The sequence below is a fragment of the Brevundimonas sp. C43 genome, assembly GCF_030732185.1.
Classification (GTDB): domain Bacteria; phylum Pseudomonadota; class Alphaproteobacteria; order Caulobacterales; family Caulobacteraceae; genus Brevundimonas; species Brevundimonas diminuta_C.
In genome coordinates, this window is the sequence record NZ_CP132231.1 from 1,365,803 (window position 1) to 1,392,513 (window position 26,711).

Consider the following 26,711-nt stretch of genomic DNA (forward strand, 5'->3'; position numbering starts at 1 on the left):
CGGTTACTTCCTTTTGGCCTTCTTGTCCGCCGCGTGACCCGGGAAGTTCCGGGTCGGGGCGAACTCGCCGAGCTTCATGCCGACCATCTCTTCCGAGACCGACACGGGCACGTGCTTCTGACCGTTATGGACGCCGAACGTCAGACCGACGAACTGCGGCAGGATGGTGGAGCGGCGCGACCAGGTCTTGATCACGTCCTTGCGGCCCGACGATTGAACGGCGTCGGCCTTCTTGAGCAGATACCCGTCGACAAACGGGCCTTTCCAGGAGGAGCGGGCCATTCTTAGCGAGCCTTCTTAACGTGGCGGGTACGGATGATGTACTTGTCCGTAGCCTTGTTCTTGCGGGTACGAGTGCCCTTGGTGTCCTTACCCCACGGCGTGACGGGGGTACGACCACCAGAGGTCCGGCCTTCACCACCACCATGCGGGTGGTCGATCGGGTTCATGGCGACGCCGCGAACGTGCGGACGCCAGCCCATGTGACGCTTACGACCGGCCTTGCCCAGGTTCTGGTTCATGTGGTCGGGGTTCGAAACCGCGCCCACCGTGGCGATGCAGCCGTCCAGGACCATGCGCAGTTCGCCCGAGCCGAGACGGATCTGGGCGTAGCCCTGATCGCGACCGACCAGCTGGGCGTAGGCGCCGGCCGAACGGGCCAACTGGGCGCCCTTGCCCGGCTTCATTTCGATGTTGTGGATGATCGTACCCACCGGCATCGAACGAAGCGGCATGGCGTTGCCCGGCTTCACGTCGGTCTTTTCGCCTGCGACGATCGTGTCGCCCGCCTTAAGGCGTTGCGGCGCGATGATGTAGGTCTTCTCGCCGTCGGCATAGGTGACTAGGGCGATGAAGGCCGTGCGGTTCGGATCGTATTCCAGACGCTCGACCGTGCCGACCATGTCCCACTTGCGACGCTTGAAGTCGATCTTGCGGTACAGGGTCTTGGCGCCGCCGCCGCGGAAGCGGACCGCGATGCGACCGCCCTGCCCGCGTCCGCCCGACTTGGTCAGGCCTTCAGTCAGCGACTTTTCCGGACGGCCCTTGTGGAGTTCCGAACGGTCGACCAGCACGAGGGCGCGACGGCCCGGCGAAGTCGGATTGTAGGTTTTCAAGGCCATCTGATCAGAGCCCCGTGGTGACGTCGATCGACTGGCCGTCGGCCAGCGTCACGATCGCTTTTTTGATGTCGACGCGACGACCCAGGATGCCCCGGAAGCGCTTGGTCTTGCCCTTTTGAACCAGGGTGTTGACCTTGACGACGTTGACTTTGAACAGGCTTTCGACCGCAGCGGCGATCTCGTCCTTGGACGCCGTGTCGGCGACGCGGAAGACGACCTTGTTCTGCTCGGACAGGATCGTGGCCTTTTCGGTGATCACCGGGGCCAGGATGGTGTCGTAGTGCTTGGCGGTAGGTTGAGCGGCCATTACGCGGCTTCCTTATCGCTGAAGCGGGCTTCGATGGCCTCGATGGCGGCCTTCGTCAGCACCAGCTTGTCAGCCCGCAGGATGTCATAGACGTTCAGGCCGGCGTTCGGCAGCACGTCGATGTGCGGGATGTTGCGTGCGGCCAGGCCGAAGTTCGTATCGACTTCGGGACCCGCGATGATGAGCGCCTTGGTCCAGCCCAGCTTGCCGAGCGTTTCGCGCAGCGAAGCGGTCTTGGCTTCCTTGACCGAGACGGTGTCGACCACGATTAGGTCGCCCGACTTGGCCTTGGAGGACAGGGCGTGACGCAGAGCCAGGGCGCGGATTTTTTTGGGCAGCGAGAAGCCGTGATCGCGAACGATCGGGCCGAAGGCGCGCGAACCGCCGACGAACTGCGGTGCACGGCGCGAACCGTGACGAGCGCCGCCGGTGCCCTTTTGCTTGTACATCTTCTTACCCGTACGAGAGTTCTCGTTGCGGGTTTGAACCTTGTGCGTGCCGGCGCGGCGCTTGGCCAGTTGCCAGTTGACGGTGCGGGCCAGGATGTCGCCGCGGATGTCGGAGATGCCGAAGACGGCGTCCGACAGTTCCACGTCGCCAGCAGCCTTGCCGTCGAGTTGGATGACAGAGAGTTTCATTACGCTTCACCGCCTTCGGTCGCTTCGACGGGAGCTTCTTCAGCCGGGGTCGAGGCGGGTTGAGCAGCAGACTTGCTCGACTTCAGCGCGCCGGGGAACGGAGCGTCGGCCGGGCGAGCCTTCTTGATGGCGTCGCGAACCTTGACGTAGCTGCCGTCGTGACCGGGGACAGCGCCCTTGATCAGGATCAGGCCACGCTCGGCGTCCACGCGGACGACGGTCAGGTTCTGGGTGGTGACGGTCTCGGCGCCGTAGTGGCCGGCCATCTTCTTGCCGGGGAACGTGCGACCCGGGTCCTGACGGTTACCCGTCGAACCGTGCGAACGGTGCGAGACCGAAACGCCGTGGGTGGCGCGAAGGCCGCCGAAGTTCCAGCGCTTCATGGCGCCGGCGAAACCCTTACCGATGGTCTCGCCCTGGATGTCGACCTTCTGGCCCACCAGGAAGTGTTCGGCCGACAGTTCGGCGCCCACGTCCAGCAGACCGTCCGCATCGACGCGGAACTCGGTCACATAGGCTTTCGGTTCGACTTCCGCCTTGGCGAAGGTCTCGCGTTGAGCCTTGTTGGTGTTCTTGGCCTTCTTCGTGCCAGCGCCCAGCTGGAGAGCGACGTAGCCGTCACGCTCCTGGGTACGTTGGCCGACGACTTGGCAGCCGTCGAGCTGCAGCACAGTGACCGGTACGTGCGCGCCGTCATCGGCGAACACGCGGGTCATGCCCAGCTTCTTGGCGATCACGCCCGTGCGCATCGGATCCCGCCTCTTTCTACTTTAAATCTTGATCTCGACGTCCACGCCGGCGGACAGGTCGAGCTTCATGAGCGCGTCCACGGTCTGCGGGGTGGGGTCGACGATGTCGAGCACGCGTTTGTGCGTGCGGATTTCAAACTGCTCACGCGACTTCTTATCGACGTGCGGAGAGCGGTTCACGGTGAACTTCTCGATCAGGGTCGGCAGCGGAATCGGACCGCGAACGGTCGCGCCGGTGCGCTTGGCGGTATTAACGATCTCGCGCGTCGAAAAATCGAGGACGCGGTGATCAAAGGCCTTGAGCCTGATGCGGATGCTTTGATCCATATCGGTGCTTACTTCCAATGCGGTCGGAGGACCGCGTCCCTGTGAACCATTTCAAAGACCGAAGGCCTTCGGGCAAAAAGCCCTCAGGGAACGCAAATCCGCAAAAACGATCGGCCCACGCAGTTGCCCGCGAAGGCCGTTGATATCCCAAGAAGCTGCAAAGAACAGTGACTTAGGTCGTTCTTGCGAACCGCGTTTGCAGCGAACTGCACAGCCGGTCCAACAAGAGTGGTGGCTTATGCCTATCGATTCTGATTTCGTCAAGCGCGCAAACCCGGGCTGACACAGGATTTCGACGCGGTCTTCGCCGAGGGCTCTCCACGGCGCGAAGACACATTCGGCGGCGACGTCGGCGGCGTTGGACGCCCTCTTTATAATGCACGAGCGCGACTGCAGCGCGCGATTAACGACTTGCCCCACAGATCGCCAAGTCGTGACACATTCTGGCCGCAACGCGTGGCTGCTGCGCAACAACCTTGCCATCCCAGGCCAATCGAACGTCGGTTTTTTGCTCCGCTTCGTCTTAGCCTGATAGCAGCGCCCCTCCCCGGACCCCCATCCGGGTGCAGACTGCTAAGGACAAAAGAAAAATGAAGACGATCCTCCTCGCCACGGCCGCCGCCGCCCTGTTCGCCGCCCCGGCCTTCGCCCAAGACGCCATCGGTTCGGTCGGCGTGACCTATTCCAACCCGTCGATCGAAGTCGCCGGCGACGACGTCGACGCCGACGTCTGGACCGTTGACGGCTCGGTCGCCCTGCCGGCCCAGGACTGGACCGTGACCCTGAACGGCGCGATCGACTACACCAAGGCCTTTGGCGAAGAAGACGTCACCGGCGCCGCCGCCGCTCACCTGACCAAGATGTGGTCCTCCGACGTCCGCGCCGGCGCCTTCGTCGCCGCCAACGGCATCGGCAGCGGCAACGAGCCGATCTGGACCGTCGGCGCCGAAGCGCAGAAGTATCTGTCGAACGCCACCCTGACCGGCCAGGTCGCCTACACGACCGCCGACAACGTGGACGCCGACATCTGGACCGTCGGCGCTGACGCCGCCTTCTACGTCATGCCGAATCTGCGCCTGAACGCCGGCGTCGCCTACAACAACGTCGACTTCTCGGGCGGCGACACCGACGCCTGGACCTACGGCGTGGGCGCCGAATACGAGTTCGAGAACACCCCGTTCTCGCTGGGCGCCGCCTACACCCGCGCCGACATCGATGCGCTGGACGTCGACACCTGGTCGGTCGGCCTGCGCTACTCGTTCGGCGGTGGTCTGCAAGCGCGTGACCGCGCCGGCGCCAACCTGGGCGTCTCGGCCATCTCCAGCGTCCTGAACGTCTTCTAAGCGTCTCGGACCTGAGCCATGCGAAGAACCCCGGCGGAGCAATCCGCCGGGGCTTTTTGTTTAGAAGGGAAAAGAACCCCGGGGTTCCACGACCGGGGGCCTTCTCGTCGCTCGGGTCTTATTGCCCGATCTGCAAGGTTCCCGATCCGACGACGGAGCGAGAAACCGATCCCGTTGCCGAGGCGACGCGGACGCTGCCCGATCCGGCGATCGCCACGTCCAGGTCGCGCGTCGCGCCGCCGTAGCGAACATCGCCCGAGCCGCCGATGGCGACCGACAGCTTGTCCATTCGGCCCTCCCGCACATTCACACCGCCCGAGCCGCCGATGGACAGTTCGCTGCGTCCGCCGGCGCTGGCCACCTCGACATTGCCCGATCCGCCGACGGCCGCCTTCAGGGCTCCGGTTGCTCCGGCCGAGATGGAGCCAGACCCGCCGACGCTGGCGTTCAGCGATCGAGACGTGCCCGCGCGGATCGCGCCTGATCCGCCAAGGCCCAGTTCCACATCGCCATCCACATTGGCCACGTTCCAGTTGCCGCAGCCGCCATTGTCCAACTCGACCGATCGCGCGCCGCGTCCGACCGAGCCGAAGACCGCGCCGCTGGCGCTGACGTCAACGGCGCGCGGCGTACGCACGACGATCAGCGGCGCGTCTTCCAGGCGGATCCGCCCCAGGTCGCGCACCTCAACGGTGGCGCCCTGCCCCGGCTGGCCCGCATCGCTGCGACCGGAGTTGCAGCCGCGAATGGCGCTGTTGCCGCCCCACATGCCGTTACGCCGCAAGCCGCCGTCGATCTTGACGTCATTGCCGTCGCGGCGAACCTGAATGGCCGGCAAGCGTGTCTGGCCTTGCGTGACCTCGACCCCGATATCCTGACGATCCTCGACGATGACCACCACACGGGCGACGGCGTTGCGGATCTCGACCTCGGCGGCCGAAGCGGGCGCCGCGACAAACCCGGTCAGGGTGGCGACGGCGGCGGCGGCGATCAGTGCGGTTTTCATGAGCGGTGTTCCCTTCCCGAATGTGAGGAGAAGGTGCGCGCCGTCCGCGCCCAAGTCATTTTAACTCGAGGTCATGAACTCGAATTAACGCCTCGAGCTTATAACGTCGCGTTCAGCGCGCCCGCGCCGTCAGCCGCGCCGATCTCCGGCTCGAAGTCGCGCTCGAAGTTTGCGATCTTGCTTTTCATCGCGCCCGCCTTCTTCAGCGCCAGCGACGCGGCCCAGCGCGCCGCCAGCTCCGGCGTCGTCATGCCGTCGGTGAAGCGCGGCCGCCCGCCCCGGCTGCGGATCACCGCATTGGTGAACAGCGCGCCGTTGCGGAACCGCGACGGCCAGGTCTGGAAATCCATCGACAGGCTGACGCAGAAGCGGTCCAGATTCTCCACCCGGTGCGGCGCATACAGGGGCCAGGTCAGGGCGCGGCCTGGCTCCAGATCCATGACCTGCGCATCCTGTTCGAACGCCAGCGTGTAAGGCAGTTCCTCGGTCGTCTGACGCGCGACCACCTGTTCCATGTTTCTCTCGGGCAGATGCCCCTCGTCGCCGGGATAGACGAACAGCCGCTTGCGCCCACGAAGATGGAACAGCACCACGCCCGCCGCGTCGAAATGATAGGGCACGCGCGCCTTGGGCGACGACAGGATCAGCTGCCCCGCGTTTCGCACCGCCCGCATCCCCGGATAGGTCGCCTGGATCGCGGCGAAATCCTTCATCGCCGCCGCCCACAGTTCGGGCCAGCCGGTCTCGACCCCGCGCAGATTGACCCACAGCCGACCCTGTTTGATCGCCTCCAGCAACTCCTCACCTGACAGCCGCCCGCGCGCGCCGGTGCGCAAGGACACCTGCCCCTCCTCGTCGTAGTCATACAGGTTGATGTCGAACAGCTCGGCCGGATAGCGATCCAGCACGGCGGCCAGCGCCGCGTCCTCGGCGAATCCTTGCTCGATCAGGGTGTGGGCGTGTGTCTTGGCCTCGGCGATCGGGCCCGGATAGCGTGTGCGGCGTTGGGTCATGCCGATATCCTCAAACGTGGGCGACGCGCGCCGGCGTCTTCTTCTTCGCAGCCGCCTTCTGGACAGCCGACCGTGCGGCGACCGCGGCGCCCCTCAGCCGCCCGACCGGCGTCGCCTCGCAAGCTTCGATCGTGGCCCAGCGCCGACGCAGGGACGCCCGCACCGCCTCGCCGCGTCCGCCCGCCCTGTTCAGCGCCGCGACCGTGATGTCGCCCAGCGCCTGGGTCACGCCCGGCTGCATCACCACGGCTTCGCGCACCGTCTGGCGCGCGTTGACGAAATACTTCTTGTAGGTCTCGCCCTCGAAGCCGAAGTCGAACACCCGGAAGCCCTCGGCCGCCGCCAGCCGCATCGTGTCCATGCTGAGCAGGATGCCCGGCGAGCACCGCGCAAGCGTTGGCTCATAGGCCGGGAACCAGAAATGGTAATGCCGCCCGGCGTGCAGCGAGAACTCGATCGCCACCAGCTTGTCGCCCGCGTGCATCGCCGCCATCGAAGCGCCGAAGCCTTCTCGCGGCTCGCTCATCAGAGCGTGGAGCAGATCCCGCGTCCATCCGCAGGCGAAGATGTCATGAAGGCCCGAGCGCCGATACTGCGCCGCCTTCAGCGCGATCAAATGATCCAGCAGCACCGGATCTCTGAGACCCCGCTCCACCCGGATCGGCCCCAGTTCGGCCTCCAAACTGCGGCGCGCCCGCTCCTTGTCCTTGAAGTATTTGCCGAAGGTCTTGCGACGCTCGGCGTACCAGTCGTCATAGCCCGCCTCGGGCATGGCCACCTGCACCGTCTCACGCGTCTGGCCTGTTTCGCCCGCGCCGATCCAGCCGGGCACGTTCAGCCGCTTGGCTTTCAACAGCCGCGCCACCTCTTCCAGCGTGATCGTCTCGTCCGCCGGGGCGATGACGCCGTGATAGTCGTTCATGGGCGCGCCCAGCGGCTGCACCGCTCCGCCGCGTCGCTGATGCGGGAAGAAGCCGACGATCTCGCCATCTCGCCGGAACACGGCGATCGCCGCGCCGGGGCAGACCCGCGAGGCGATCTCGGCATAATCCCAGCGGAAATACGGGCTGGCCAGATCGGGATTGCCAGCCGTCCACGCACGCCACAGGGCGACAGCGCCGGCGTTCATCGCCGCCGCGTCCATGATCTCGACCTGCAGCATTCCGGCCATACGCATCCTCTTCGGGCCTTGCGCAGCAAGGTCCATTCCACATCGCACCCTGCCCCATGCGCGTTTCATCAGGGTTCACCGTCATGGTGAATGCACGTTGAAGGAGCCGCGGTCGCCCTGGCGCGTTTGAGTGACCCAAGGAGAAGACCATGACCGATCAACGCCCTGACAGCAAAGCCGTCGAGAACGAGAACCTGCGGCCGGACGCCGACGGCCAGCCGCCGCGCCCGGCGACCGAGCCCAAGCGCTCGAAGGACTCGTCCAACTCCGGCGAAACCGAAACCGACCCCGCGACCGGCGAACCCAACTGAACACCGACCGACTGCACTCACCATCTCGAAAGTCTCTTATGAACCGTCCTGCCTACCTCGCCGCACTCGCTGTTCTCTCTCTGGGCGCCTGCTCGCCGAAGGAAGAGAACACATCCGCCCCAGCGGCGCAGACGGCCGAGACCGCGCAAGTGGGCCAAACCGGCCCGCTCTCTCGAGACGCCATCGAAAACACCGCCTATGCGCCGCCGCCCGCCGCGCAAGAGGGGCAGCCGGCAGCCGCGAATGCCGCCCAGCAGCAGCCGCAGCCCGCCCTGATCCGCGCCCAGGTTCTTCTGGAACGCGCCCGCTTCTCGCCCGGCGCGATCGACGGCCTGGCGGGGTCGAACATGCGCCAGGCGATCTCGGCGTTTCAGGAAGCGAACGGCATGACGGTGAACGGCGAGTTGAACGCCGACGTGATGGGAAGCCTGCGCGCCGCCGCCGGACCGGGCGCAGTGACCACCACCTACACCATCACTCAGCAGGACATCGCCGGACCCTACCTCGGCGTCGTTCCCACGGAGTTGGAAGCTCAGGGTCAGGCGGCCCACATGGGCTACGCCAATATCGTCGAGGCCTTGGCCGAGCGCTTCCACGTCACCGAGGCCTTGCTGCGCGCCATGAACCCCGGCGCCGACTTCAATCGCGTGGGCCAGGGCCTGCTCGTCCCCGCCGTCAACACCGCCCCCCTGCCCGCCGACGTGGACCACATCGACGTCGACAAGAGCGAAGGCTCGGTCAAGGCGTTCGACGCCGACGGCAAGCTGATCGCCTACTTCCCCGCCACCATCGGCAGCGGCGACAATCCCACCCCGACCGGCACGGTCAAGGTCAACGGCGTGGCGCGGAACCCGGACTACACCTACGACCCGTCGAAACTCAGCTATGGCGACGGCAAGAAGAAGGTCGTCGTAAAACCGGGCCCCAACAATCCGGTCGGCGTCGTCTGGATCGATCTGAACAAGCCGAGCTACGGGATCCACGGCACGCCGGACCCTCATCTGGTCGGCAAGACGGCCTCGCACGGCTGTGTGCGCCTGACCAACTGGGACGCCTGGATGCTGGCCGACAAGGTCAAGCCGGGCGTCACCGTCCGCTTTATCTAGTGGACGGCGCCGAACGGCGTCCCGTCCCAGAAGTCGCAGTGGTGGCGTTCGAAGAAGCCGTCGTCCATGACATCGCCTTGTGGCTTGAACACGCGCACCGGCCCCGCACCCTCGACGCGGGGCCATTCGGCGGCGAAGGCCGAACGCCCGAACGTCGCCCACAGCCTTTGCATCCGCTCCGACAGCGCTCTCTGCTCAGGCGTGAACCGCTTTGGATCAGCAAACACCCAGCGCGTTCCGAACACATAGGCCAGTTCGCTGGCGTGATAGGCGCCCAGGTCCAGACCGACAATCCAGTCGGGCAAGACGAACGGCGCCTCGCGATCGGCAAACTCATAGCCCCACACCGGCACATGCTGGGCCAGCAGTCGTCGCAAAGCCTGTGACGGACAGGCGAACCTCTGGTCGGTAAAGTTGGTGGCGATGGCATAGGCAGGCCCGTCCTCCCCCACCGGATAGCGCGCCAGCACCCGCTCACCCTGGTCGCCGTACATCCAGATCGTCTCCTTTTGATAGCGATCCATGTCCTGCACTTCGTTGGCGAACAGCCGCCCCTCATCGAGGTTCGTCCCGACGAGGACGGGCACACGTATGAACCGCCCCTCGCGGATCGCGACCGCCGGGTTTTCCGGCACAGTGGCGTCCGTGTGCACCGGCCCCCATGATCCCGGCCCGTTGATGCCCGCCCTCAATGACGCCGCGCGCGACAGCCGCCAGGCCGGAAGCGCTTTCAGACACGCGATCTGATCCTCGCCGGTGCAGCCCAGCCTTTCTGCGAACATCGGCCCCGACTGGGCCGCGTCCTGCGCCCTGACCAGGGACGACGGCTCGAGACATCCGCCGCTCTGCATGATGACCCGCTGATACAGCCCTTCCGATTGCGGCGACGCCATCAGATAACAGGCTGTCCACGCCCCCGCGCTCTCGGCGAACAGGGTGACGTCGCCCGGGTCGCCGCCGAAGGCCGCAATGTTCCGGTGCACCCACTTCAGCGCCGCCTGCTGATCCATCAAGCCGAAGTTGCCGCCGAAGCCTTCGCCGGTCGCCTGAAACCCCGGATGCGCCAGCCAACCCAGCGCGCCGAGCCGATAATTCATCGTCACGACCACCCGCCCCTGCTCGCGGGCCAGTTTCGACGGGTCGTAGTTGGCGCCCGCCCCCACGGTGAAGGCGCCGCCCGGGATATAGACCATCACCGGCCGCGCCTCGGCCGCCTCTCCGCCCGGCGCATAGATGTTCAGATACAGACAGTCCTCGGACCCGACGACGATGCCGCCGCCGCCGCCCAGGATCGAGCGGCGTCCGATCGCTTGGGTACAGTCCGCACCGATCCGCGTCGCGTCCCGAACGCCCTGCCAGACCTCAACCGGTTGCGGCGCGCGCCAACGCAGATCGCCTACCGGCGGCGCCGCGAACGGCACGCCGAGGAACGCTCGCGTCCCCGCCCCATCGACGCCGCGCACCGTCCCGGATTCGGTCGTCGCCAGTATCGGCTCGGCGTCCTTGGCGAACCGGACCTGATCGACCTTGCCGGGATGGGTGGCGCAGGCCGACAGGGCGACAAGGCACGCAAGCAACGAGATCAGACGCATCGTGAACCTTGGCTGTTGGGCAGACAATCTCAACGCCTGAGCGTCCTGCCCGTTGCGGGCCCGGTAGTCGCCCAAACAGCAAAACGGCCCCCGGATCGCTCCGGGGGCCGTTCTGTTACGCTACTTTGTCTTTGGCCTATGCGCGCCTCGCGGAGGCGCGCGGCTTGAGGCCGTTTAGCTTAGGCGATGATCTTGGCCACGACGCCGGCGCCGACGGTGCGGCCGCCTTCACGGATGGCGAAGCGCAGGCCCTGGTCCATCGCGATCGGGGTGATCAGCTCGACGTTCAGCTCGGCGTTGTCGCCCGGCATGATCATCTCGACGCCTTCCTTCAGCTGAACGATGCCGGTCACGTCCGTCGTGCGGAAGTAGAACTGCGGGCGATAGTTCGTGAAGAACGGGGTGTGACGACCGCCTTCTTCCTTGGTCAGGATGTAGGCTTCGGCCAGGAACTTGGTGTGCGGGGTGATGGAGCCCGGCTTGCACAGAACCTGGCCGCGCTCGACGTCTTCACGCTTGGTGCCGCGCAGCAGAACGCCGACGTTGTCGCCCGCTTGACCTTGGTCCAGCAGCTTGCGGAACATTTCCACGCCCGTGCAGGTCGTCTTCTGGACCGGACGGATGCCGACGATCTCGACTTCCTCACCGACCTTGATGATGCCCTTCTCGACGCGGCCCGTGACCACGGTGCCGCGGCCCGAGATCGAGAACACGTCTTCGACCGGCATCAGGAACGGCAGGTCGACCGGACGCTCCGGCTGCGGGATGTAGGCGTCGACGGTTTCCATCAGGGCCAGAACGCGCTGTTCGCCGATTTCCGGGTTCACGCCGTCGGTCGCGGCCTTGGCCGAACCCTTGGTGATCGGAATGTCGTCGCCGGGGAACTGGTAGCTGCTCAGCAGCTCGCGCACTTCCATCTCGACCAGTTCCAGCAGTTCTTCGTCGTCGACCAGGTCGACCTTGTTCATGAAGACCACCAGGGCCGGCACGCCGACCTGACGGGCCAGCAGGATGTGCTCGCGGGTCTGCGGCATCGGGCCGTCAGCGGCCGACACCACCAGGATCGCGCCGTCCATCTGCGCCGCGCCGGTGATCATGTTCTTCACATAGTCGGCGTGGCCGGGGCAGTCGACGTGGGCGTAGTGACGGTTGGCCGTCTCATATTCCACGTGCGCGGTGTTGATCGTGATACCGCGCGCCTTCTCTTCCGGCGCAGCGTCGATGTCGGCGTAGTTCATCGCCTTCGCGCCGCCGGCCTTCGCCAGCGTCATCGTGATCGCAGCCGTCAACGTCGTCTTGCCGTGGTCAACGTGACCAATCGTGCCGATGTTGCAGTGCGGCTTCGTCCGTTCGAACTTTTCCTTGGCCATTTTCTAGCTCCTAAGGTCCCCGAACCGGGGTTCCTGCAGTTTGGGGGTTAAGGACGCCCGGTCCTTACGGTCCGGGCGCATATAGGCGGGCTTTCCGAAAAGGGAAAGCTTAGGCGTACTTCTTGATCACTTCGTCGGCGACGTGTTGCGGCACCGGCTCGTAGTGGTCGTATTGCATGGTGAACTGGGCGCGGCCCTGCGACATGCCGCGCAGCGTGTTCACATAGCCGAACATGTTGGCCAGCGGCACGAAGGCGTTCACGACGGTGGCGTTGCCGCGCATGTCCTGACCCTGGATCATGCCGCGACGGCCGTTCAGGTCGCCGATGACCGAGCCGAGGTATTCCTCGGGGGTCACGACTTCCACCGCCATGATCGGCTCGAGCAGCTTGGGCGAACCCTTCTCCTTCAGTTCGCGGAAGGCGGCGCGCGACGCGATTTCGAACGCCAGCACGCTGGAGTCGACGTCGTGGTACTTGCCGTCCGTCAGCGTCGCCTTGAAGTCGATCAGCGGGAAGCCGGCCAGCAGACCGTTGTCCTTGGCCGAGTTCAGGCCCTTTTCAACGCCGGGGATGTATTCCTTCGGCACTGCGCCGCCGACGATCGAGTTCTCGAACACGAAGCCCGAACCCGGCTCGCCGGGTTCGAAGGTGATCATGACGCGGGCGAACTGGCCCGTACCGCCGGTCTGCTTCTTGTGCGTGTAGTCGATGTCGACCTTGCGGCCCAGCGATTCACGATAGGCGACCTGCGGCGCGCCGATGTTGGCCTCGACCTTGTAGGTGCGCTTCAGGATGTCGATCTTGATGTCCAGGTGCAGCTCGCCCATGCCCTTCAGGATCGTCTGGCCCGACTCGTGGTCGGTCGAGACGGTGAAGGAGGGATCTTCCGAGGCCAGCTTGGCCAGGGCGACGCCCAGCTTCTCCTGGTCGCCCTTGGTCTTGGGCTCGACCGAGATCTCGATGACGGGCGCCGGGAACTCCATCTTCTCCAGGATGACTGGCGACTTGATCGGATCGCACAGGGTATCGCCCGTGCGGGTTTCCTTCAGGCCAGCCAGGGCGACGATGTCGCCGGCGTAGGCTTCCTTGACGTCTTCACGGTTGTTGGAGTGCATCTGCAGCATCCGGCCGACGCGCTCTTTCTTGTCGCGGCTGGAGTTCAGCAGCGACTGACCGGTTTCCATCTTGCCCGAGTACAGGCGGCAGAAGGTCAGCGAGCCGACGAAGGGGTCGTCCATAATCTTGAAGGCCAGGACCGACAGCGGCTCTTCGTCCGAAGCCTTACGAACAACGGGCTCTTCGGTCTTGAAGTCGATGCCCGGCGTCGGCGGGATGTCCAGCGGCGACGGCAGATAGTCGACGACGGCGTCCAGCAGCGTCTGCACGCCCTTGTTCTTGAAGGCCGATCCGCACAGGATCGGATAGAAGGCGCCGGTCAGAACGGCCTTACGGATGCACTTCTTGATGGTGGCTTCGTCGGGCTCGTTGCCTTCGAGGTAGGCTTCCATCGCCTCGTCGTCCAGCTCGACGGCGTTGTCGATCAGGTACTGACGCGCGGCGATCGCCTTGTCCATCAGGTCGTCCGGGATCGGCACGTCCTTGTAGGAGGCGCCCAGGCCGTCGTTGTCCCAGACCACCCCGGTCATGCGGACCAGATCGACCAGACCCGACAGCGAGGACTCAGCGCCGATCGGGAACTGGATCGGCACGGCCTTGGCGCCCAGACGGTCGCGGATCGACTCGACCGAGGCGTCGAAGTCGGCGCCGATCTTGTCCATCTTGTTGACGTAGACGATGCGCGGCACCTTGTACTTGTCGGCCTGGCGCCAGACGGTTTCCGTCTGCGGCTCGACGCCGGCGTTGCCGTCCAGCACGGTCACGGCGCCGTCGAGGACGCGCAGCGAACGTTCGACTTCAATGGTGAAGTCCACGTGGCCGGGGGTGTCGATGATGTTCAGGCGCTTGCCCTGCCAGAAGGCGGTCGTCGCGGCGGACGTGATGGTGATGCCGCGCTCCTGCTCCTGGTCCATCCAGTCCATGGTCGCAGCGCCGTCGTGGACTTCGCCGATCTTGTGGGATTTACCGGTGTAATACAGGATCCGCTCGGTCGTCGTCGTCTTGCCCGCGTCGATGTGGGCCATGATGCCGAAGTTGCGGTAGTCCTCGAGCTTGTGAGTGCGGGCCATGAAAGCGTGCCTTGAAAATTTCAGGACGCTCAGGTGCGCCCTCGGAAGGATGTCGGTGTTCGGATAAGCGAGTGCGGGCGATTTAGCTCAAACCGCCCGCACCGGAAACCCTTAGATAGTCAGCGCAGATGACGCTTTGAAGGCGTTACCAGCGATAGTGGCTGAAGGCGCGGTTGGCTTCGGCCATCTTGTGGGTGTCTTCGCGCTTCTTGACCGCGGTGCCGCGGTTGTTCGAAGCGTCCAGCAGTTCGGCGGCCAGCTTTTCGGTCATGGTGTTCTCGCCACGCTTGCGCGCAGCGTTCACCAGCCAGCGGATAGCCAGGGCGCGACGACGGTCCGGACGGACTTCGACGGGCACCTGATAGGTGGCGCCGCCGACGCGACGCGAGCGCACTTCGACCGACGGAGAGACGTTTTCCAGAGCGGCGTGGAAGGTCGCGACCGGCTCCTGGTCCTTCTTCTTCTCGGCCAGGATATCGAAGGCGCCGTACACGATGTTCTCGGCGACGGCCTTCTTACCTTCGTACATGACGTAGTTCATGAACTTGGTGACGACCAGGTCCCCGAACTTGGGATCCGGCAGAACTTCACGTTTCTGGGCGCGGTGACGACGCGACATGGGGTATTCCTTGCAGTGCCCGACCAGCGCCGGGATGATCTCGAAATGGCCTCCAGGCGCGACGGCCCGGAGAAGAATGGCTTACTTCGGACGCTTGGCGCCGTAGTGCGAACGACGCTGCTTACGGTCCTTGACGCCTTGGGTATCCAGAACGCCGCGCAGGATGTGGTAGCGAACGCCGGGCAAGTCCTTCACGCGGCCGCCGCGGATCAGAACAACCGAGTGTTCTTGCAGGTTGTGGCCTTCGCCGGGGATGTAGCACACGGCTTCGTAGCCGTTCTTGGCCAGACGGACCTTGGCGACCTTACGCAGAGCCGAGTTCGGCTTCTTCGGGGTCGTGGTGTAAACGCGGGTGCAGACGCCGCGACGCTGGGGCGAACCCTCCAGAGCCGGCACCTTGTTGCGGGTGGGCTTGGGCTTGCGCGGCTTGCGGATCAGCTGGTTGATCGTAGGCATTCGAAACTCGTCTCGACTTCTGATGGAGGCGTGTGTCTTTCGACCGAAGCGCCTCTCGCCTTCTTGTGAACGGGGGACCATCCCCTCGCCCGGGTGTCATCGAGACTGATCGCGCGACCACCCAAACAGAAAAACCGGAACGCGCGCTTTGGGCGTTCCGGCGGGCACAGCCCGTCCGTTCGATTGTCACGATCTCAGCGACCGGCGAACCGGCCACGCCTCGAAAGTGGGCGGCTTCTACGCGCGATGGGCGCGAAGGTCAAGGCGACGCTCATCTTCAGAGCAGAAACCAGGCGGTGCTTCCGTTGTCGTCGGTTCGCCTTCCGCCCGAAAGCGGCCATGCTTCTAGCACAGCTTGCATTGGAGCAAGGGGGACGACGCATTGGCGTTTGCACAGGTGACGCGACCCGACCGACGCCTCGACTGGCGAAAAGCGGGTTTGGCGACGGCGTCGGTGGCGATCAACACCGCGCTGATCGCCTTCCTGTCGTTCACGGCCCTAGGCGTAGAGGGAGACCTCGTCGCGCCCGAACAGCCGCCGATCTACGTCGACATCACGCCCCGCCCCCTGCTGCCCGACGAGTGGCCTAGAACGCCGGTCCAGGCGCGCGCAATCAACGACGTGGCGGCCGCAGCGCGGAACGCGCGCCCGACGGTTCAAACGCTCCCTTCCCTTCAACAGACGCCGCAGGATGTCCGCCCGTCTCCGATTCGTCCGCGGATCGCCGCGCCGGCACCGCAGGGCGCGCCCGCGCCGCCGGACGCCTGGACGGTCAATCCGAACGACCGCGCCGGCGCCATGTCCCGCGTCCTGCGTCAGGGCCTGATCGGCTGCACCACGCCGCAACAGCTCGACGCCGCCGAGCGCGCCCATTGCCGCGAGGACGCCATGCGACGCGGCATGAACGCCGCTCCGATCACCGGCACGGGCAACCCCGAGCGCGACGCCGCCTTTGCTCGCGAGGGCGCACGGCGTCTGGCCGAATGGGAGGCGCGACGTCGTCCTCTGTCCGGCGGCGTCGGCGTGGTGGGCCCGGCGGACTGCGTCGGCTCGAACTTCGGCACGGGCTGCGCCGGCGCTCAGTTGAACCCGTCGCTGGCGCCGGACTCGACCCGCAACGTCCAGACCCGACGCGACGGCCACCGGGCCGGCGGCGCACCGATCACGCCGGGCGCTTCGGCCCCGATGGAGCGGTGGAAAGACTGAGGTCAGTGATCCTGGCAGTAGGCGTCGTGCATGGTTGCGCCGAGGTTGAGCATCATCGTCTTGGCTTCGACGACGACGAAGAGCGACAGCATCACAGCCGTTAGGCCCCACAGCACCTTGTCGGATTTCGTCATGGCAGCCCCACACAACCTCGGTTTAGTTCGCCGCAATCCACGCACGCGTCAAGGCATAGAATAAGGGCGACGCCGTCGCCGGCGCCGCCCCCTTCATGTCTTCGCTTCTGAAGCGGAAGATCAGCTCTCGCTGCTCTCCAGCTCCAGTTGCAGATCGGCCGGCAGCGGCTCGATCGCCTCTTCCAGGGCCGAGGTCAGTTCTGCATCACGCGCGTTGGCGATCTTCTGCAGGCTGCGCAGGTAGGCGCCGGTGCCGGCCGGGATCAGGCGGCCGACGATGACGTTTTCCTTCAGGCCTTCCAGCATGTCCTTCTTGCCGTGGACCGAGGCGTCGGTGAGGACGCGGGTGGTCTCCTGGAAGGACGCCGCCGAGATGAAGCTGCGGGTTTGCAGCGACGCCTTGGTGATGCCCAGCAGGACGGGCTGGGTGGTGGCCAGACGGCCGCCACGCTTCTCGACCTTGGCGTTTTCCAGAACGGCTTCGGCCACTTCGACGGTGTCGCCGCGGATCAGGGTGGTTTCACCCGAATCCAGCACTTCCACCTTCTGCAGCATCTGACGCACGATGACTTCGATGTGCTTGTCGTTGATCGGCACGCCCTGCAGTCGATAGACCTCCTGCACTTCGTTCACCAGATACTCGGCCAGCGCCTCGACGCCCTGGATGCGCAGCAGATCGTGCGGATCCGGGTTGCCGTCGATGATGTAGTCGCCCTTCTGGATCAGATCGCCGTCGTGGACGGAGATGTGCTTGCCCTTCGGGATCAGGAACTCGACCGGTTCGCCCTGCACGCCGTCGGCGTTGGGCTCGGGCGTGATCTTGATGCGACGCTTGTTCTTGTAGTCGCGACCGAATTCGACGCGACCATCCATCTCGGCGATGACCGCGCAGTCCTTCGGACGGCGAGCTTCGAACAGTTCGGCGACGCGCGGCAGACCGCCGGTGATGTCGCGGGTCTTGGCGCCTTCGGTCGGAACGCGGGCGATGATCTCGCCCGGCTTGACCTCATCGCCGTTCGACACGGACAGAACCGCGCCCACGGGCAGCAGATAGCGGGCGTCCGAACCGGACGACAGCTTGGCGTAGGCGTCGCCCAGGGTGACGCCCATGGCCGGACGCAGGTCCGAACCACGCGGGCTGGCGCGCCAGTCGCTGACGACGCGCTGGGCGATGCCCGTCGCTTCGTCGGTTTCTTCCTTGACCGACAGGCCTTCGACCAGGTCCTCGAAGCGCACGACGCCGCCGACTTCCGTCAGGATCGGGGTGGTGTAGGGGTCCCACTCCGCCAGGCGCTGGTTCTTCTTGACCTCGTCGCCGTCCTTGACGCGGATGCGGGCGCCGTAAGGAGCCTTGTGCGTCTCGCGGTCCTTGCCGTCCACGACCACTGTCACGATGACGTTGCGGCTCATGGCCACCAGGTCGCCGTGGGCCGCGACGACGGTCGGGCCGGTGACCTTGGCCGTACCGGCGTTGGTCGCCTCCATGAAGGAGGTTTCCGCCACCTGGGCCGTACCGCCGATGTGGAAGGTCCGCATCGTCAGCTGGGTGCCCGGCTCGCCGATCGACTGGGCGGCGATGACGCCGACCGCTTCGCCGATGTTGACGTTGGTGCCGCGCGCCAGGTCACGGCCGTAGCAGTGGGCGCAGATGCCGGCGTCCGCCTCGCAGGTCAGGGCCGAACGGACCTTGACCGACTGGACGCCCGCAGCCTCGACGGCCTCGGCGACTTCTTCCACCAGATAGGTGTCGGCGGGGAACAGGACGGTGTCTGTGCCCGGCTCCTTGATGTCCTCGGCCGCATAGCGACCCAGGATGCGCTGACCCAGCGAGACCAGCACGTCGCCGCCTTCCATCACCGCACGCAGGGTGATGCCGCGCGTCGAGCCGCAATCCTGCTCGGTGACGATGGAGTCCTGCGCCACGTCCACCAGACGACGGGTCAGATAACCCGAGTTGGCGGTCTTCAGCGCGGTGTCGGCCAGACCCTTGCGGGCGCCGTGGGTGGAGTTGAAGTATTCAAGGACGGTCAGGCCTTCCTTGAAGTTCGAGGTGATCGGCGTCTCGATGATCTCGCCGGACGGCTTGGCCATCAGGCCGCGCATGCCGCCCAGTTGCTTCATCTGCGCCTGCGAACCCCGGGCGCCGGAGTTGGCCATCATGAAGACCGAGTTGATGTCGGGGTTTTCACCCTCGATCAGCACGCGCGGTTGCGCGATCTCGCCCATCATGGCGTCGGCGATCCGGTCCGTGGCCTTGGACCAGGCGTCGACCACCTTGTTGTACTTCTCGCCGCGCGTGATCAGGCCGTCGGCGTACTGTTGCTCGTACTCCTCGACCTGGGTGCGGGTCTCGGCGACCAGCTCGACCTTCTTGGCCGGGATCACGATGTCGTCCTTGCCGAACGAAATGCCGGCCTTGGCGGCTTCGCGGAAGCCCAGGCCCATCATCTGGTCGGCGAAGATGACCGTCGCCTTCTGACCGCAGTGGCGATAGACCACGTCGATCAGATTGCCGATTTCCTTCTTGGTCAGGTTCTTCTCGAGCAGGCGATAGCCGACGTTCGGGTTGCGCGGCAGCAGGGCGGCCAGCTTCATGCGACCCGGCGTGGTGTCGATGACCTTGGTCACCTCCTTGCCTTCGGCGTCCTGTTCCGTCCAGCGCGCCTTGATGCGCGTGTGCAGGGTGACGACCTTGGCGTCCAGCGCCGCATCGATCTCGCCGATGTTGGCGAACAGCTTGCCTTCGCCCGGCTCGCCGTCCTTGACCAGCGACAGATAGTACAGGCCCAGGACGATGTCCTGCGACGGCACGATGATCGGCTTGCCGTTGGCGGGCGACAGGATGTTGTTGGTCGACATCATCAGGACGCGCGCTTCCAGCTGGGCCTCGAGGCTCAGCGGGACGTGAACGGCCATCTGGTCGCCGTCGAAGTCGGCGTTGAAGGCGGTGCAGACCAGCGGGTGCAGGCGGATGGCCTTGCCCTCGATCAGCTTGGGCTCGAACGCCTGGATGCCCAGACGGTGAAGCGTCGGCGCGCGGTTCAGCAGAACCGGGTGCTCGCGGATGACCTCGTCTAGGATGTCCCAGACGGCGGGCTGCTCGCGCTCGACCATGCGCTTGGATTGCTTGACGGTGCCCGACAGGCCCTTGGCGTCAAGGCGCGCATAGATGAACGGCTTGAACAGCTCCAGCGCCATCTTCTTGGGCAGGCCGCACTCGTGCAGCTTCAGTTCCGGACCCACGGTGATGACCGAACGGCCCGAATAGTCGACGCGCTTGCCCAGCAGGTTCTGACGGAAGCGACCCTGCTTGCCCTTCAGCATGTCGGCCAGCGACTTCAGCGGACGCTTGTTGGCGCCCGTGATGACGCGACCGCGACGGCCATTGTCGAACAGGGCGTCGACCGACTCCTGCAGCATCCGCTTTTCGTTACGGATGATGATGTCCGGCGCGCGCAGCTCCATCAGGCGCTTCAGGCGGTTGTTGCGGTTGATGACGCGGCGATACAGGTCGTTCAGGTCGGAGGTCGCGAAACGACCGCCGTCCAGCGGCACCAGCGGACGCAGTTCCGGCGGGATGACCGGCACGATCGTCAGGATCATCCACTCGGGCTTGTTGCCCGATTCCAGGAAGGCCTCGATCAGCTTCAGGCGCTTGGACGCCTTCTTGGCCTTCATTTCCGAGGGATTGTCGGCCAGCTCGGCGCGGTGCTTTTCGGCTTCCGCGTTCAGGTCGATGCCCATCAGCAGGTTGCGGACGGCCTCGGCGCCGATTTCGGCGGTAAAGCCGTCATCGCCGAACTCTTCCTGGTAGCGATAGAACTCGTCTTCCGTCAGCAGTTGGTTCTGCTTCAGCGGGGTCAGGCCCGGCTCGGTGACGATGTAGTTCTCGAAGTACAGGACGCGCTCGACGTCCTTCAGCGCCATGTCCAGCATCAGCGAGATGCGGCTGGGCAGCGACTTCAGGAACCAGATGTGGGCGACCGGCGCAGCCAGGTCAATGTGACCCATGCGCTCGCGGCGAACGCGGGCCAGGGTGACTTCGACGCCGCACTTCTCGCAGATGATGCCCTTGTACTTCATGCGCTTGTACTTGCCGCACAGGCATTCGTAGTCCTTGGTCGGGCCAAAGATACGTGCGCAGAACAGGCCGTCACGCTCGGGCTTGAACGTGCGGTAGTTGATGGTTTCCGGCTTCTTGATCTCGCCGAACGACCACGAACGGATCTTCTCGGGCGAGGCCAGGGCGATCTTGATCTGGTCAAAGGTCGGGGTGACCGGGACCGGGTTGAAGATGTTCAGGACTTCCTGGTTCATCTTGATTCCTTCTGCGGGGCTGACCCGCGAAAATTATTCAGAACGGAGAAAAGCGGAGGGATCGCCCTCCCCCGCCGTGGCGAGAGAGGGCTCGTGATCCGGATCAGCTGTTCCCCAGCTCCACGTTCAGACCCAGCGAACGCATTTCCTTGATGAGCACGTTGAAGCTCTCGGGAATGCCGGCCTCGAAGCTGTCGTCGCCACGGACGATGGCCTCGTAGACCTTGGTCCGGCCGGCCACGTCGTCGGACTTCACCGTCAGCATCTCCTGCAGGGTGTAGGCGGCGCCGTAAGCTTCCAGAGCCCAGACCTCCATTTCCCCGAAGCGCTGACCGCCGAACTGCGCCTTGCCGCCCAGCGGCTGCTGGGTGACCAGCGAGTACGGGCCGATGGAGCGGGCGTGGATCTTGTCGTCGACCAGGTGGTGCAGCTTCAGCATGTAGATGTAGCCGACCGTGACCGGGCGCTTGAACTGCTCGCCGGTCTGGCCGTCGTACAGGATCGACTGGGCCGACTTGTTCAGCCCCGCCTCTTCCAGCAGACGCTCGATGTCGCTGATGTGGGCGCCGTCGAAGACCGGGGTCGCGAAGGGCACGCCCTTGGACAGGTTCTTCGCCAGTTCGACCAGTTCTTCCTCATCTTCCGGCAGCGGGGTTTCCGGGCCGTAGATTTCGGTCAAACGCTCGACCAGAGCCTGCTTCTGACCACCCCCTTGCCAGGCTTCCAGCAGACCGGAGATCTGCTTGCCCAGACCGGCGGCGGCCCAACCCAGGTGGGTCTCGAAGATCTGGCCGATGTTCATGCGCGACGGCACGCCCAGCGGGTTCAGAACGACGTCGACGTGCGTGCCGTCTTCCAGGTGCGGCATGTCCTCGATCGGCAGGATCTTGGAGATGACGCCCTTGTTGCCGTGACGGCCGGCCATCTTGTCGCCGGGCTGAAGCTTGCGCTTCACGGCCACGAAGACCTTGACCATCTTCATCACGCCGGGGGGCAGTTCGTCGCCGCGTTGCAGCTTCTCGACCTTGTCTTCGAAACGACGGTCGAGTTGCTTGCGAGCGTCCTCGAACTGGCGCTTCATCGCTTCCAGCTCGCCCATGGCCTTCTCGTCGTCCAGGGCGATCTGCCACCACAGACCACGGCTGACCTCGGCCAGCTTCTCTTCGGTCAGTTCGCCGCGGCCGATGCCCTTGGGCCCCGACACGGCGTTCTTGCCGACGATCAGCGGCTTCAGGCGGCCATAGACGTTGCGCTCCAGGATCTTGAGCTCGTCGTCGCGGTCCTTGCCCAGACGTTCGATCTCGGCGCGTTCGATCGCCATGGCGCGCTCGTCCTTGTCGACGCCGTGACGGTTGAAGACGCGAACGTCGACGATCGTGCCGGCGACGCCGGGCGGCAGGCGCAGGGAGGTGTCGCGCACGTCCGAAGCCTTCTCGCCGAAGATGGCGCGCAGCAGCTTCTCTTCCGGCGTCATGGGCGACTCACCCTTCGGCGTGACCTTGCCGACCAGGATATCGCCCGGCTGGACCTCGGCGCCGATGGCCACGATGCCCGCTTCGTCGAGGTTGCGCAGGGCTTCCTCGCCGACGTTGGGGATGTCGCGCGTGATTTCCTCAGGGCCAAGCTTCGTATCGCGGGCGGCGACTTCGAACTCTTCCAGGTGGATCGAGGTGAAGACGTCGTCGCGCACGATGCGCTCGGAGATCAGGATGGAGTCTTCGAAGTTGTAGCCGTTCCAGGGCATGAAGGCGACCAGGGCGTTGCGGCCCAGAGCCAGTTCGCCCAGGTCCGTCGACGGACCGTCGGCGATGACATCGCCACCCTTCACCTGATCGCCCACGCGCACGATCGGGCGCTGGTTGATGCAGGTCGACTGGTTCGAACGCTGGAACTTCGACAGGCGGTAGATGTCGACGCCCGAGCGGGCGGCGTCCACGTCGCCGGTGGCGCGCACGACGATCCGCGTGCCGTCGATCTGTTCGACGACGCCGTCACGACGGGCGACCACGACGGCGCCTGAGTCCACGGCCACGACCGCTTCCATGCCGGTGCCGACCAGCGGCGCGTCCGACTGCACCAGAGGCACGGCCTGACGTTGCATGTTGGCGCCCATCAGCGCGCGGTTGGCGTCGTCGTTTTCCAGGAACGGGATCAAGGCCGCGGCGACCGAAACGACCTGTTTCGGCGACACGTCCATCATGTCCACGGCGTCCTTGTTCAGGAGCTGGGATTCACCGTTGATCCGGCCGGGGACCAGGTCCTCGACGATCTGGCCGTTCTTCAGTTCGATGTTGGCCTGAGCGATCGTGTACTTCGACTCTTCCATGGCCGAGATGTAGACCACCTCGCCCTGGGCCTGGCCGTCCTTCACGCGGCGGTACGGGCTCTCGATGAAGCCGTACTTGTTGACGCGCGCGTGGGTGGCCAGCGAGTTGATCAGGCCGATGTTCGGGCCTTCCGGCGTTTCGATCGGGCAGATGCGGCCGTAGTGGGTCGGGTGCACGTCGCGGACTTCGAAGCCCGCGCGCTCACGCGTCAGACCGCCCGGGCCAAGCGCCGACAGACGACGCTTGTGGGTGATTTCCGACAGCGGGTTCGTCTGGTCCATGAACTGCGAGAGCTGCGACGAACCGAAGAACTCGCGAACCGCGGCGGCGGCCGGCTTGGCGTTGATCAGGTCGTGCGGCATGACCGTGTCGATATCGACCGAGGACATGCGCTCCTTGATGGCGCGCTCCATGCGCAGCAGACCGACGCGGTACTGGTTTTCCAGCAGCTCGCCGACCGAACGGACCCGGCGGTTGCCCAGGTTGTCGATGTCGTCGATCTCGCCGCGGCCGTCCTTCAGGCCGACCAGGATCTGCAGCACCTTCAGCACGTCTTCCTTGCGCAGGACGCGGATCTCGTCGGAGACCTCGGGGCTTTCCAGACGCATGTTCATCTTGACCCGGCCGACGGCCGACAGGTCGTAGCGTTCGCTGTCGAAGAACAGCGAGTTGAACATGGCCTCGGCGGCTTCCGGGGTGGGCGGCTCGCCCGGACGCATCACGCGATAGACGTCGAACAGGGCGTCTTCGCGGTTGTCGTTCTTGTCCACGCGCAGGGTGTTGCGCATGTAGGCGCCGACCGTGACGTGGTCGATGTCCAGCACTTCGATGGTGGTGAAGCCGTTTTGCTCCAGCACTTCGATGGTTGGGGCGTCCAGTTCGTCGCCGGCCTCGGCGAAGATTTCGCCGGTCTCGAAGTTGACGGCGTCATTGGCCAGATACTTGGTGACCAGGGCGTCGGCGGCCAGCGACAGCGAGGTCGTCGTCTCGCCCAGCTTCTTGGCGGCGCGGGCGCTGATCTTCTGACCGGCCTGGGCGACCACTTCGCCGGTGTCGGCGTCGATCAGGTCGAACTCCGGCTTAACCCCGCGCCAGCGCTCGGCCTTGTAGGGCGTGACCCAGCCTTCGCCGCGCTTCTCGTAAGGCACGGTCTCGTAGAAGGTCTTCAGGATTTCTTCGCCGTCCATGCCCAGACCCATCAGGAAGGTCGTGGCGGGCAGCTTGCGGCGGCGGTCGATGCGCACATAGACCACGTCCTTGGCGTCGAACTCGAAGTCGAGCCACGAGCCGCGGTACGGGATCACGCGGGCGGCGAACAGCAGCTTGCCCGACGAGTGCGTCTTGCCCTTGTCGTGATCGAAGAAGACGCCTGGCGAACGGTGCATCTGCGAGACGATCACGCGCTCGGTGCCGTTGACGATGAAGGTGCCCTTGTCCGTCATGAGCGGGATGTCGCCCATGTAGACGTCCTGCTCCTTGATGTCCTTAACCGAACGGGCTCCCGTTTCCTCGTCGGTTTCGAACACGATCAGGCGCAGCTTGACCTTCAGCGGCGCGGCATAGGTCATGTCGCGCTGAATGCACTCTTCGACGTCGTACTTCGGCTCTTCGAACTCGTACGAGACGTATTCGAGGATGGCGCGTTCGTTGAAGTCCTTGATCGGGAACACCGACTTGAAGACCGCCTCGATGCCTTGCTCCTTACGGACGCCCGGACGGACCTCGCGCTGCAGGAACTGTTCGTAGGAGGCGCGCTGAACCTCGATCAGGTTCGGCATCGCGATCGCTTCGGGGATACGCCCGAAGGATTTGCGGATGCGCTTCTTGCCGGTGAACGAGGTGGCGGAAGCGATCTGACCGTTGATGGCGAGATCGTGGGCGACGTCAGTCATTCAGTGTTTCCCATGGCGCACGTCCCGGGGAAGACGTGCGTGAAATGCAGCAGCCACGGCGCGCGTTTCCGCGTCCGCAGCCAGGGTTTCGGCATCCACCCTCGGCCCGCTGCCGGGCCAGGACGCCTGAAATGGACCGGCTCCCTGGGAAGGAGCCGCGCCTTCGCTCGGTCGGAGGGCGACGGACCGGGCCTCGGCGCTTGCGCGCAGACTCATGTGGAGTGTTGCGGAGCGCGCACATATACGCGCATTCGCGACGAAATAAAGGCCCCAGGGAACCTTTTCGACAGAGGCGACCAATCTCGTTGCGAGCGACGATGGGCTGATCTAGCGTCGCCTTATGACACGGATCGCCCTGCCCCTGCTCGCCGCTCTCGCCCTCTCCGCCTGCGCCACCCATCGCGAGCCGGTGACCTATGCCGAGACGGCTTCGGCCGCCGCGCGCGCCGCTGATCAGGTCAACGGCCAGGGGGCGCTAACGCCGCAGCAGGCCTGGGACGCCGGCAATACCGCCTACCTCGCCTGGAACGGCGCGCGGCGCGGCTGGACCACCACCGAAAGCGGCCTGCAATATCGCCGCGTCGGCAAGGCCCACCCCGAGGGCGCGCAGCCCAAGGCGACCGACACGGTCAAGGTCCACTATCGCGGCACCTTCATTGACGGGCGCGAGTTCGACAGTTCCTACGCCCGCAACGAACCGGCCGAGTTTCCGCTGAATCGCGTCATCAAGGGCTGGACTGAGGGCTTGGCCCTGATGCGCGTCGGAGAGATCTACGAGTTCGTCATCCCCGCCTCGCTGGGCTACGGCTCGCGCTGGGTCGGCGGCGACGAACTGCCCCCCAACTCCACCCTGCGCTTCTCTGTCGAACTGCTGGACGTCAAGCCGGGCTGAAGACCGAAACAGGATGGCTGGCGACCGCGCTCCATCCTATTTCGACATCCTGACCGCTGCCTATTCAACGGCTTGGGCGCGCCAAGCGTCATTGTTCCGGCCATAGCCGACGCCGCCCGCATCATGGGCGGCATGACCGATGACATCTCCGATCCCAATCCGAACTCGCCCGACTGGACCCGACGGTCCGCCGCAACCTGGGCCGCCGCGCGCAAAGACTATCTCGCCGGGGGTTTCGCACAGGAGGTCTGCGCGCGCCACGGCCTCAGCCTGTCGACCTTCCGTTGGCGCGCTCGTACGGAAGGATGGCGCCGATCGGACCAGCCGCACGGCGCGGTTTTCGAACCGCTGGACGCCTATGAGTTGGACGCCATCGACCAGCGCCTGCCCTGCAACGCCGCCGACATGGCGCGTCTGGCCTGGGCCAATGCTTCACGGGCGATGATCGACGGCAAGCTGATCGAGGCGCGGGGCTGGTCCCGGCTGCACAAGGATCTGGAGGCCATCGCCAAGATCGACGACCATGCCGTGCGCTACTACCGGGGCATGGCCAACGACCCGAAACGGCAGCACAATCTGCCCACCACGCCGCCCCTGCGTCCGATGGAGGAGGACTGATCCCAAT

At 65.3% G+C, this 26,711-nt stretch carries 23 protein-coding genes; 6 read left to right on the plus strand and 17 right to left on the minus strand.

Annotated features, from left to right (window positions below; all coding sequences use genetic code 11):
- Positions 1-3: 3 nt before the first annotated feature.
- The 6 genes from rpsS to rpsJ are packed head-to-tail and all read right to left on the minus strand — an operon-like array spanning position 4 to position 3,142.
- On the minus strand, positions 4-282 hold the full coding sequence (rpsS, locus tag Q9R14_RS06925) for a 30S ribosomal protein S19 (protein WP_017506055.1): 279 nt from the start codon (positions 280-282) through the stop codon (positions 4-6).
- A 2-nt stretch (positions 283-284) separates the two neighbouring features.
- Positions 285-1,121: a 50S ribosomal protein L2 gene (gene rplB / locus Q9R14_RS06930; protein WP_017506056.1), complete on the minus strand. Its 837-nt coding sequence runs from the start codon at positions 1,119-1,121 to the stop codon at positions 285-287.
- 4 nt (positions 1,122-1,125) lie between these two features.
- The gene (locus Q9R14_RS06935) at positions 1,126-1,428 is read right to left on the minus strand and encodes a 50S ribosomal protein L23 (RefSeq protein ID WP_017506057.1); all 303 of its coding nucleotides are present in this window, start codon (positions 1,426-1,428) and stop codon (positions 1,126-1,128) included.
- Positions 1,428-2,066: a 50S ribosomal protein L4 gene (gene rplD, locus Q9R14_RS06940; RefSeq protein WP_017506058.1), complete on the minus strand. Its 639-nt coding sequence runs from the start codon at positions 2,064-2,066 to the stop codon at positions 1,428-1,430. The genes Q9R14_RS06935 and rplD overlap by 1 nt, the downstream gene beginning before the upstream one ends.
- Positions 2,066-2,815 (minus strand): 50S ribosomal protein L3, encoded by a 750-nt coding sequence (gene rplC / locus Q9R14_RS06945; RefSeq protein ID WP_039248546.1) that lies wholly within the window; start codon positions 2,813-2,815, stop codon positions 2,066-2,068. Before rplC ends, rplD begins: the two co-directional genes overlap by 1 nt.
- Before the next feature lie 21 nt (positions 2,816-2,836).
- The gene (gene rpsJ / locus Q9R14_RS06950; RefSeq protein WP_003164367.1) at positions 2,837-3,142 is read right to left on the minus strand and encodes a 30S ribosomal protein S10; all 306 of its coding nucleotides are present in this window, start codon (positions 3,140-3,142) and stop codon (positions 2,837-2,839) included.
- 590 nt (positions 3,143-3,732) lie between these two features.
- Between rpsJ and Q9R14_RS06955 the strand changes: the two genes are divergently transcribed.
- Positions 3,733-4,485, plus strand: a complete 753-nt coding sequence (locus tag Q9R14_RS06955; RefSeq protein WP_306003931.1) for a porin — start codon at positions 3,733-3,735, stop codon at positions 4,483-4,485.
- Positions 4,486-4,603: 118 nt separating this feature from the next.
- On the opposite strand, the gene Q9R14_RS06960 is transcribed toward Q9R14_RS06955, so the two are convergent.
- The 3 genes from Q9R14_RS06960 to Q9R14_RS06970 form a co-directional block, all read right to left on the minus strand.
- The gene (locus tag Q9R14_RS06960; protein ID WP_306003932.1) at positions 4,604-5,491 is read right to left on the minus strand and encodes a GIN domain-containing protein; all 888 of its coding nucleotides are present in this window, start codon (positions 5,489-5,491) and stop codon (positions 4,604-4,606) included.
- A gap of 98 nt (positions 5,492-5,589) precedes the next feature.
- Positions 5,590-6,504, minus strand: a complete 915-nt coding sequence (locus tag Q9R14_RS06965; RefSeq protein ID WP_306003933.1) for a transcriptional regulator — start codon at positions 6,502-6,504, stop codon at positions 5,590-5,592.
- A gap of 10 nt (positions 6,505-6,514) precedes the next feature.
- On the minus strand, positions 6,515-7,675 hold the full coding sequence (locus Q9R14_RS06970) for a GNAT family N-acetyltransferase (RefSeq protein ID WP_306003934.1): 1,161 nt from the start codon (positions 7,673-7,675) through the stop codon (positions 6,515-6,517).
- Between the two features lie 149 nt (positions 7,676-7,824).
- Here Q9R14_RS06970 and Q9R14_RS06975 point away from each other — a divergent pair, with 149 nt between their 5' ends.
- Positions 7,825-7,986 carry a hypothetical protein gene (locus Q9R14_RS06975; RefSeq protein WP_306003935.1) on the plus strand — a complete coding sequence of 54 codons (162 nt, stop codon included), beginning with the start codon at positions 7,825-7,827 and terminating at the stop codon, positions 7,984-7,986.
- A 38-nt stretch (positions 7,987-8,024) separates the two neighbouring features.
- Positions 8,025-9,092: a L,D-transpeptidase family protein gene (locus Q9R14_RS06980; protein ID WP_306003936.1), complete on the plus strand. Its 1,068-nt coding sequence runs from the start codon at positions 8,025-8,027 to the stop codon at positions 9,090-9,092.
- Here the strand turns inward: Q9R14_RS06980 and Q9R14_RS06985 are convergent.
- The 5 genes from Q9R14_RS06985 to rpsL all read right to left on the minus strand — a co-directional run bounded on the left by Q9R14_RS06985 (position 9,089) and on the right by rpsL (position 15,317).
- A complete protein-coding gene (locus Q9R14_RS06985; RefSeq protein WP_306003937.1) occupies positions 9,089-10,684 on the minus strand; it encodes a carboxylesterase/lipase family protein in 1,596 nt (531 codons plus the stop codon). The two genes, Q9R14_RS06980 and Q9R14_RS06985, sit on opposite strands and share 4 nt — an antisense overlap.
- A 179-nt stretch (positions 10,685-10,863) precedes the next feature.
- Entirely contained in the window at positions 10,864-12,054 is a 1,191-nt protein-coding gene (gene tuf, locus Q9R14_RS06990; RefSeq protein ID WP_017506879.1) for an elongation factor Tu, read from the minus strand.
- A 109-nt stretch (positions 12,055-12,163) separates the two neighbouring features.
- A complete protein-coding gene (fusA, locus tag Q9R14_RS06995; RefSeq protein WP_055754906.1) occupies positions 12,164-14,242 on the minus strand; it encodes an elongation factor G in 2,079 nt (692 codons plus the stop codon).
- A gap of 145 nt (positions 14,243-14,387) precedes the next feature.
- Positions 14,388-14,861, minus strand: a complete 474-nt coding sequence (gene rpsG / locus Q9R14_RS07000) for a 30S ribosomal protein S7 (RefSeq protein WP_017506744.1) — start codon at positions 14,859-14,861, stop codon at positions 14,388-14,390.
- Between the two features lie 81 nt (positions 14,862-14,942).
- Positions 14,943-15,317 (minus strand): 30S ribosomal protein S12, encoded by a 375-nt coding sequence (gene rpsL, locus Q9R14_RS07005; protein ID WP_008260482.1) that lies wholly within the window; start codon positions 15,315-15,317, stop codon positions 14,943-14,945.
- Between the two features lie 454 nt (positions 15,318-15,771).
- Between rpsL and Q9R14_RS07010 the strand changes: the two genes are divergently transcribed.
- On the plus strand, positions 15,772-16,524 hold the full coding sequence (locus Q9R14_RS07010; RefSeq protein ID WP_306003938.1) for a hypothetical protein: 753 nt from the start codon (positions 15,772-15,774) through the stop codon (positions 16,522-16,524).
- Between the two features lie 2 nt (positions 16,525-16,526).
- Here the strand turns inward: Q9R14_RS07010 and Q9R14_RS07015 are convergent, their stop codons facing one another.
- The 3 genes from Q9R14_RS07015 to rpoB form a co-directional block, all read right to left on the minus strand.
- Complete coding sequence (locus Q9R14_RS07015) at positions 16,527-16,658, minus strand: hypothetical protein (protein WP_306003939.1); 132 nt, start codon at positions 16,656-16,658, stop codon at positions 16,527-16,529.
- A gap of 120 nt (positions 16,659-16,778) precedes the next feature.
- The gene (rpoC, locus tag Q9R14_RS07020) at positions 16,779-20,975 is read right to left on the minus strand and encodes a DNA-directed RNA polymerase subunit beta' (protein ID WP_161640102.1); all 4,197 of its coding nucleotides are present in this window, start codon (positions 20,973-20,975) and stop codon (positions 16,779-16,781) included.
- Positions 20,976-21,078: 103 nt separating this feature from the next.
- Positions 21,079-25,194, minus strand: coding sequence for a DNA-directed RNA polymerase subunit beta (gene rpoB / locus Q9R14_RS07025; protein ID WP_199060940.1), 4,116 nt, complete (start codon positions 25,192-25,194; stop codon positions 21,079-21,081).
- A 340-nt stretch (positions 25,195-25,534) separates the two neighbouring features.
- On the opposite strand from rpoB, the gene Q9R14_RS07030 reads away from it, so the two are divergent.
- Positions 25,535-26,086, plus strand: coding sequence for an FKBP-type peptidyl-prolyl cis-trans isomerase (locus tag Q9R14_RS07030; protein WP_306003940.1), 552 nt, complete (start codon positions 25,535-25,537; stop codon positions 26,084-26,086).
- 132 nt (positions 26,087-26,218) lie between these two features.
- On the plus strand, positions 26,219-26,704 hold the full coding sequence (locus Q9R14_RS07035) for a hypothetical protein (RefSeq protein ID WP_137721394.1): 486 nt from the start codon (positions 26,219-26,221) through the stop codon (positions 26,702-26,704).
- The last annotated feature ends 7 nt before the right edge of the window (positions 26,705-26,711 follow it).

Coding starts and splice junctions, on each gene's coding strand:
- Q9R14_RS06970 (WP_306003934.1), bottom strand. CDS start 7,675: ATGGCCGGAATGCTGCAGGTCGAGATCATGGACGCGGCGGCGATGAAC.
- Q9R14_RS06965 (WP_306003933.1), bottom strand. CDS start 6,504: ATGACCCAACGCCGCACACGCTATCCGGGCCCGATCGCCGAGGCCAAG.
- tuf (WP_017506879.1), bottom strand. CDS start 12,054: ATGGCCAAGGAAAAGTTCGAACGGACGAAGCCGCACTGCAACATCGGC.
- rpsS (WP_017506055.1), bottom strand. CDS start 282: ATGGCCCGCTCCTCCTGGAAAGGCCCGTTTGTCGACGGGTATCTGCTC.
- Q9R14_RS07015 (WP_306003939.1), bottom strand. CDS start 16,658: ATGACGAAATCCGACAAGGTGCTGTGGGGCCTAACGGCTGTGATGCTG.
- fusA (WP_055754906.1), bottom strand. CDS start 14,242: ATGGCCCGCACTCACAAGCTCGAGGACTACCGCAACTTCGGCATCATG.
- Q9R14_RS06980 (WP_306003936.1), top strand. CDS start 8,025: ATGAACCGTCCTGCCTACCTCGCCGCACTCGCTGTTCTCTCTCTGGGC.
- rpsL (WP_008260482.1), bottom strand. CDS start 15,317: ATGCCTACGATCAACCAGCTGATCCGCAAGCCGCGCAAGCCCAAGCCC.
- rpoC (WP_161640102.1), bottom strand. CDS start 20,975: ATGAACCAGGAAGTCCTGAACATCTTCAACCCGGTCCCGGTCACCCCG.
- Q9R14_RS06935 (WP_017506057.1), bottom strand. CDS start 1,428: ATGGCCGCTCAACCTACCGCCAAGCACTACGACACCATCCTGGCCCCG.
- Q9R14_RS06975 (WP_306003935.1), top strand. CDS start 7,825: ATGACCGATCAACGCCCTGACAGCAAAGCCGTCGAGAACGAGAACCTG.
- rplD (WP_017506058.1), bottom strand. CDS start 2,066: ATGAAACTCTCTGTCATCCAACTCGACGGCAAGGCTGCTGGCGACGTG.
- Q9R14_RS07035 (WP_137721394.1), top strand. CDS start 26,219: ATGACCGATGACATCTCCGATCCCAATCCGAACTCGCCCGACTGGACC.
- Q9R14_RS07030 (WP_306003940.1), top strand. CDS start 25,535: ATGACACGGATCGCCCTGCCCCTGCTCGCCGCTCTCGCCCTCTCCGCC.
- Q9R14_RS06960 (WP_306003932.1), bottom strand. CDS start 5,491: ATGAAAACCGCACTGATCGCCGCCGCCGCCGTCGCCACCCTGACCGGG.
- rplB (WP_017506056.1), bottom strand. CDS start 1,121: ATGGCCTTGAAAACCTACAATCCGACTTCGCCGGGCCGTCGCGCCCTC.
- rpsG (WP_017506744.1), bottom strand. CDS start 14,861: ATGTCGCGTCGTCACCGCGCCCAGAAACGTGAAGTTCTGCCGGATCCC.
- Q9R14_RS06985 (WP_306003937.1), bottom strand. CDS start 10,684: ATGCGTCTGATCTCGTTGCTTGCGTGCCTTGTCGCCCTGTCGGCCTGC.
- rplC (WP_039248546.1), bottom strand. CDS start 2,815: ATGCGCACGGGCGTGATCGCCAAGAAGCTGGGCATGACCCGCGTGTTC.
- Q9R14_RS06955 (WP_306003931.1), top strand. CDS start 3,733: ATGAAGACGATCCTCCTCGCCACGGCCGCCGCCGCCCTGTTCGCCGCC.
- rpsJ (WP_003164367.1), bottom strand. CDS start 3,142: ATGGATCAAAGCATCCGCATCAGGCTCAAGGCCTTTGATCACCGCGTC.
- rpoB (WP_199060940.1), bottom strand. CDS start 25,194: ATGACTGACGTCGCCCACGATCTCGCCATCAACGGTCAGATCGCTTCC.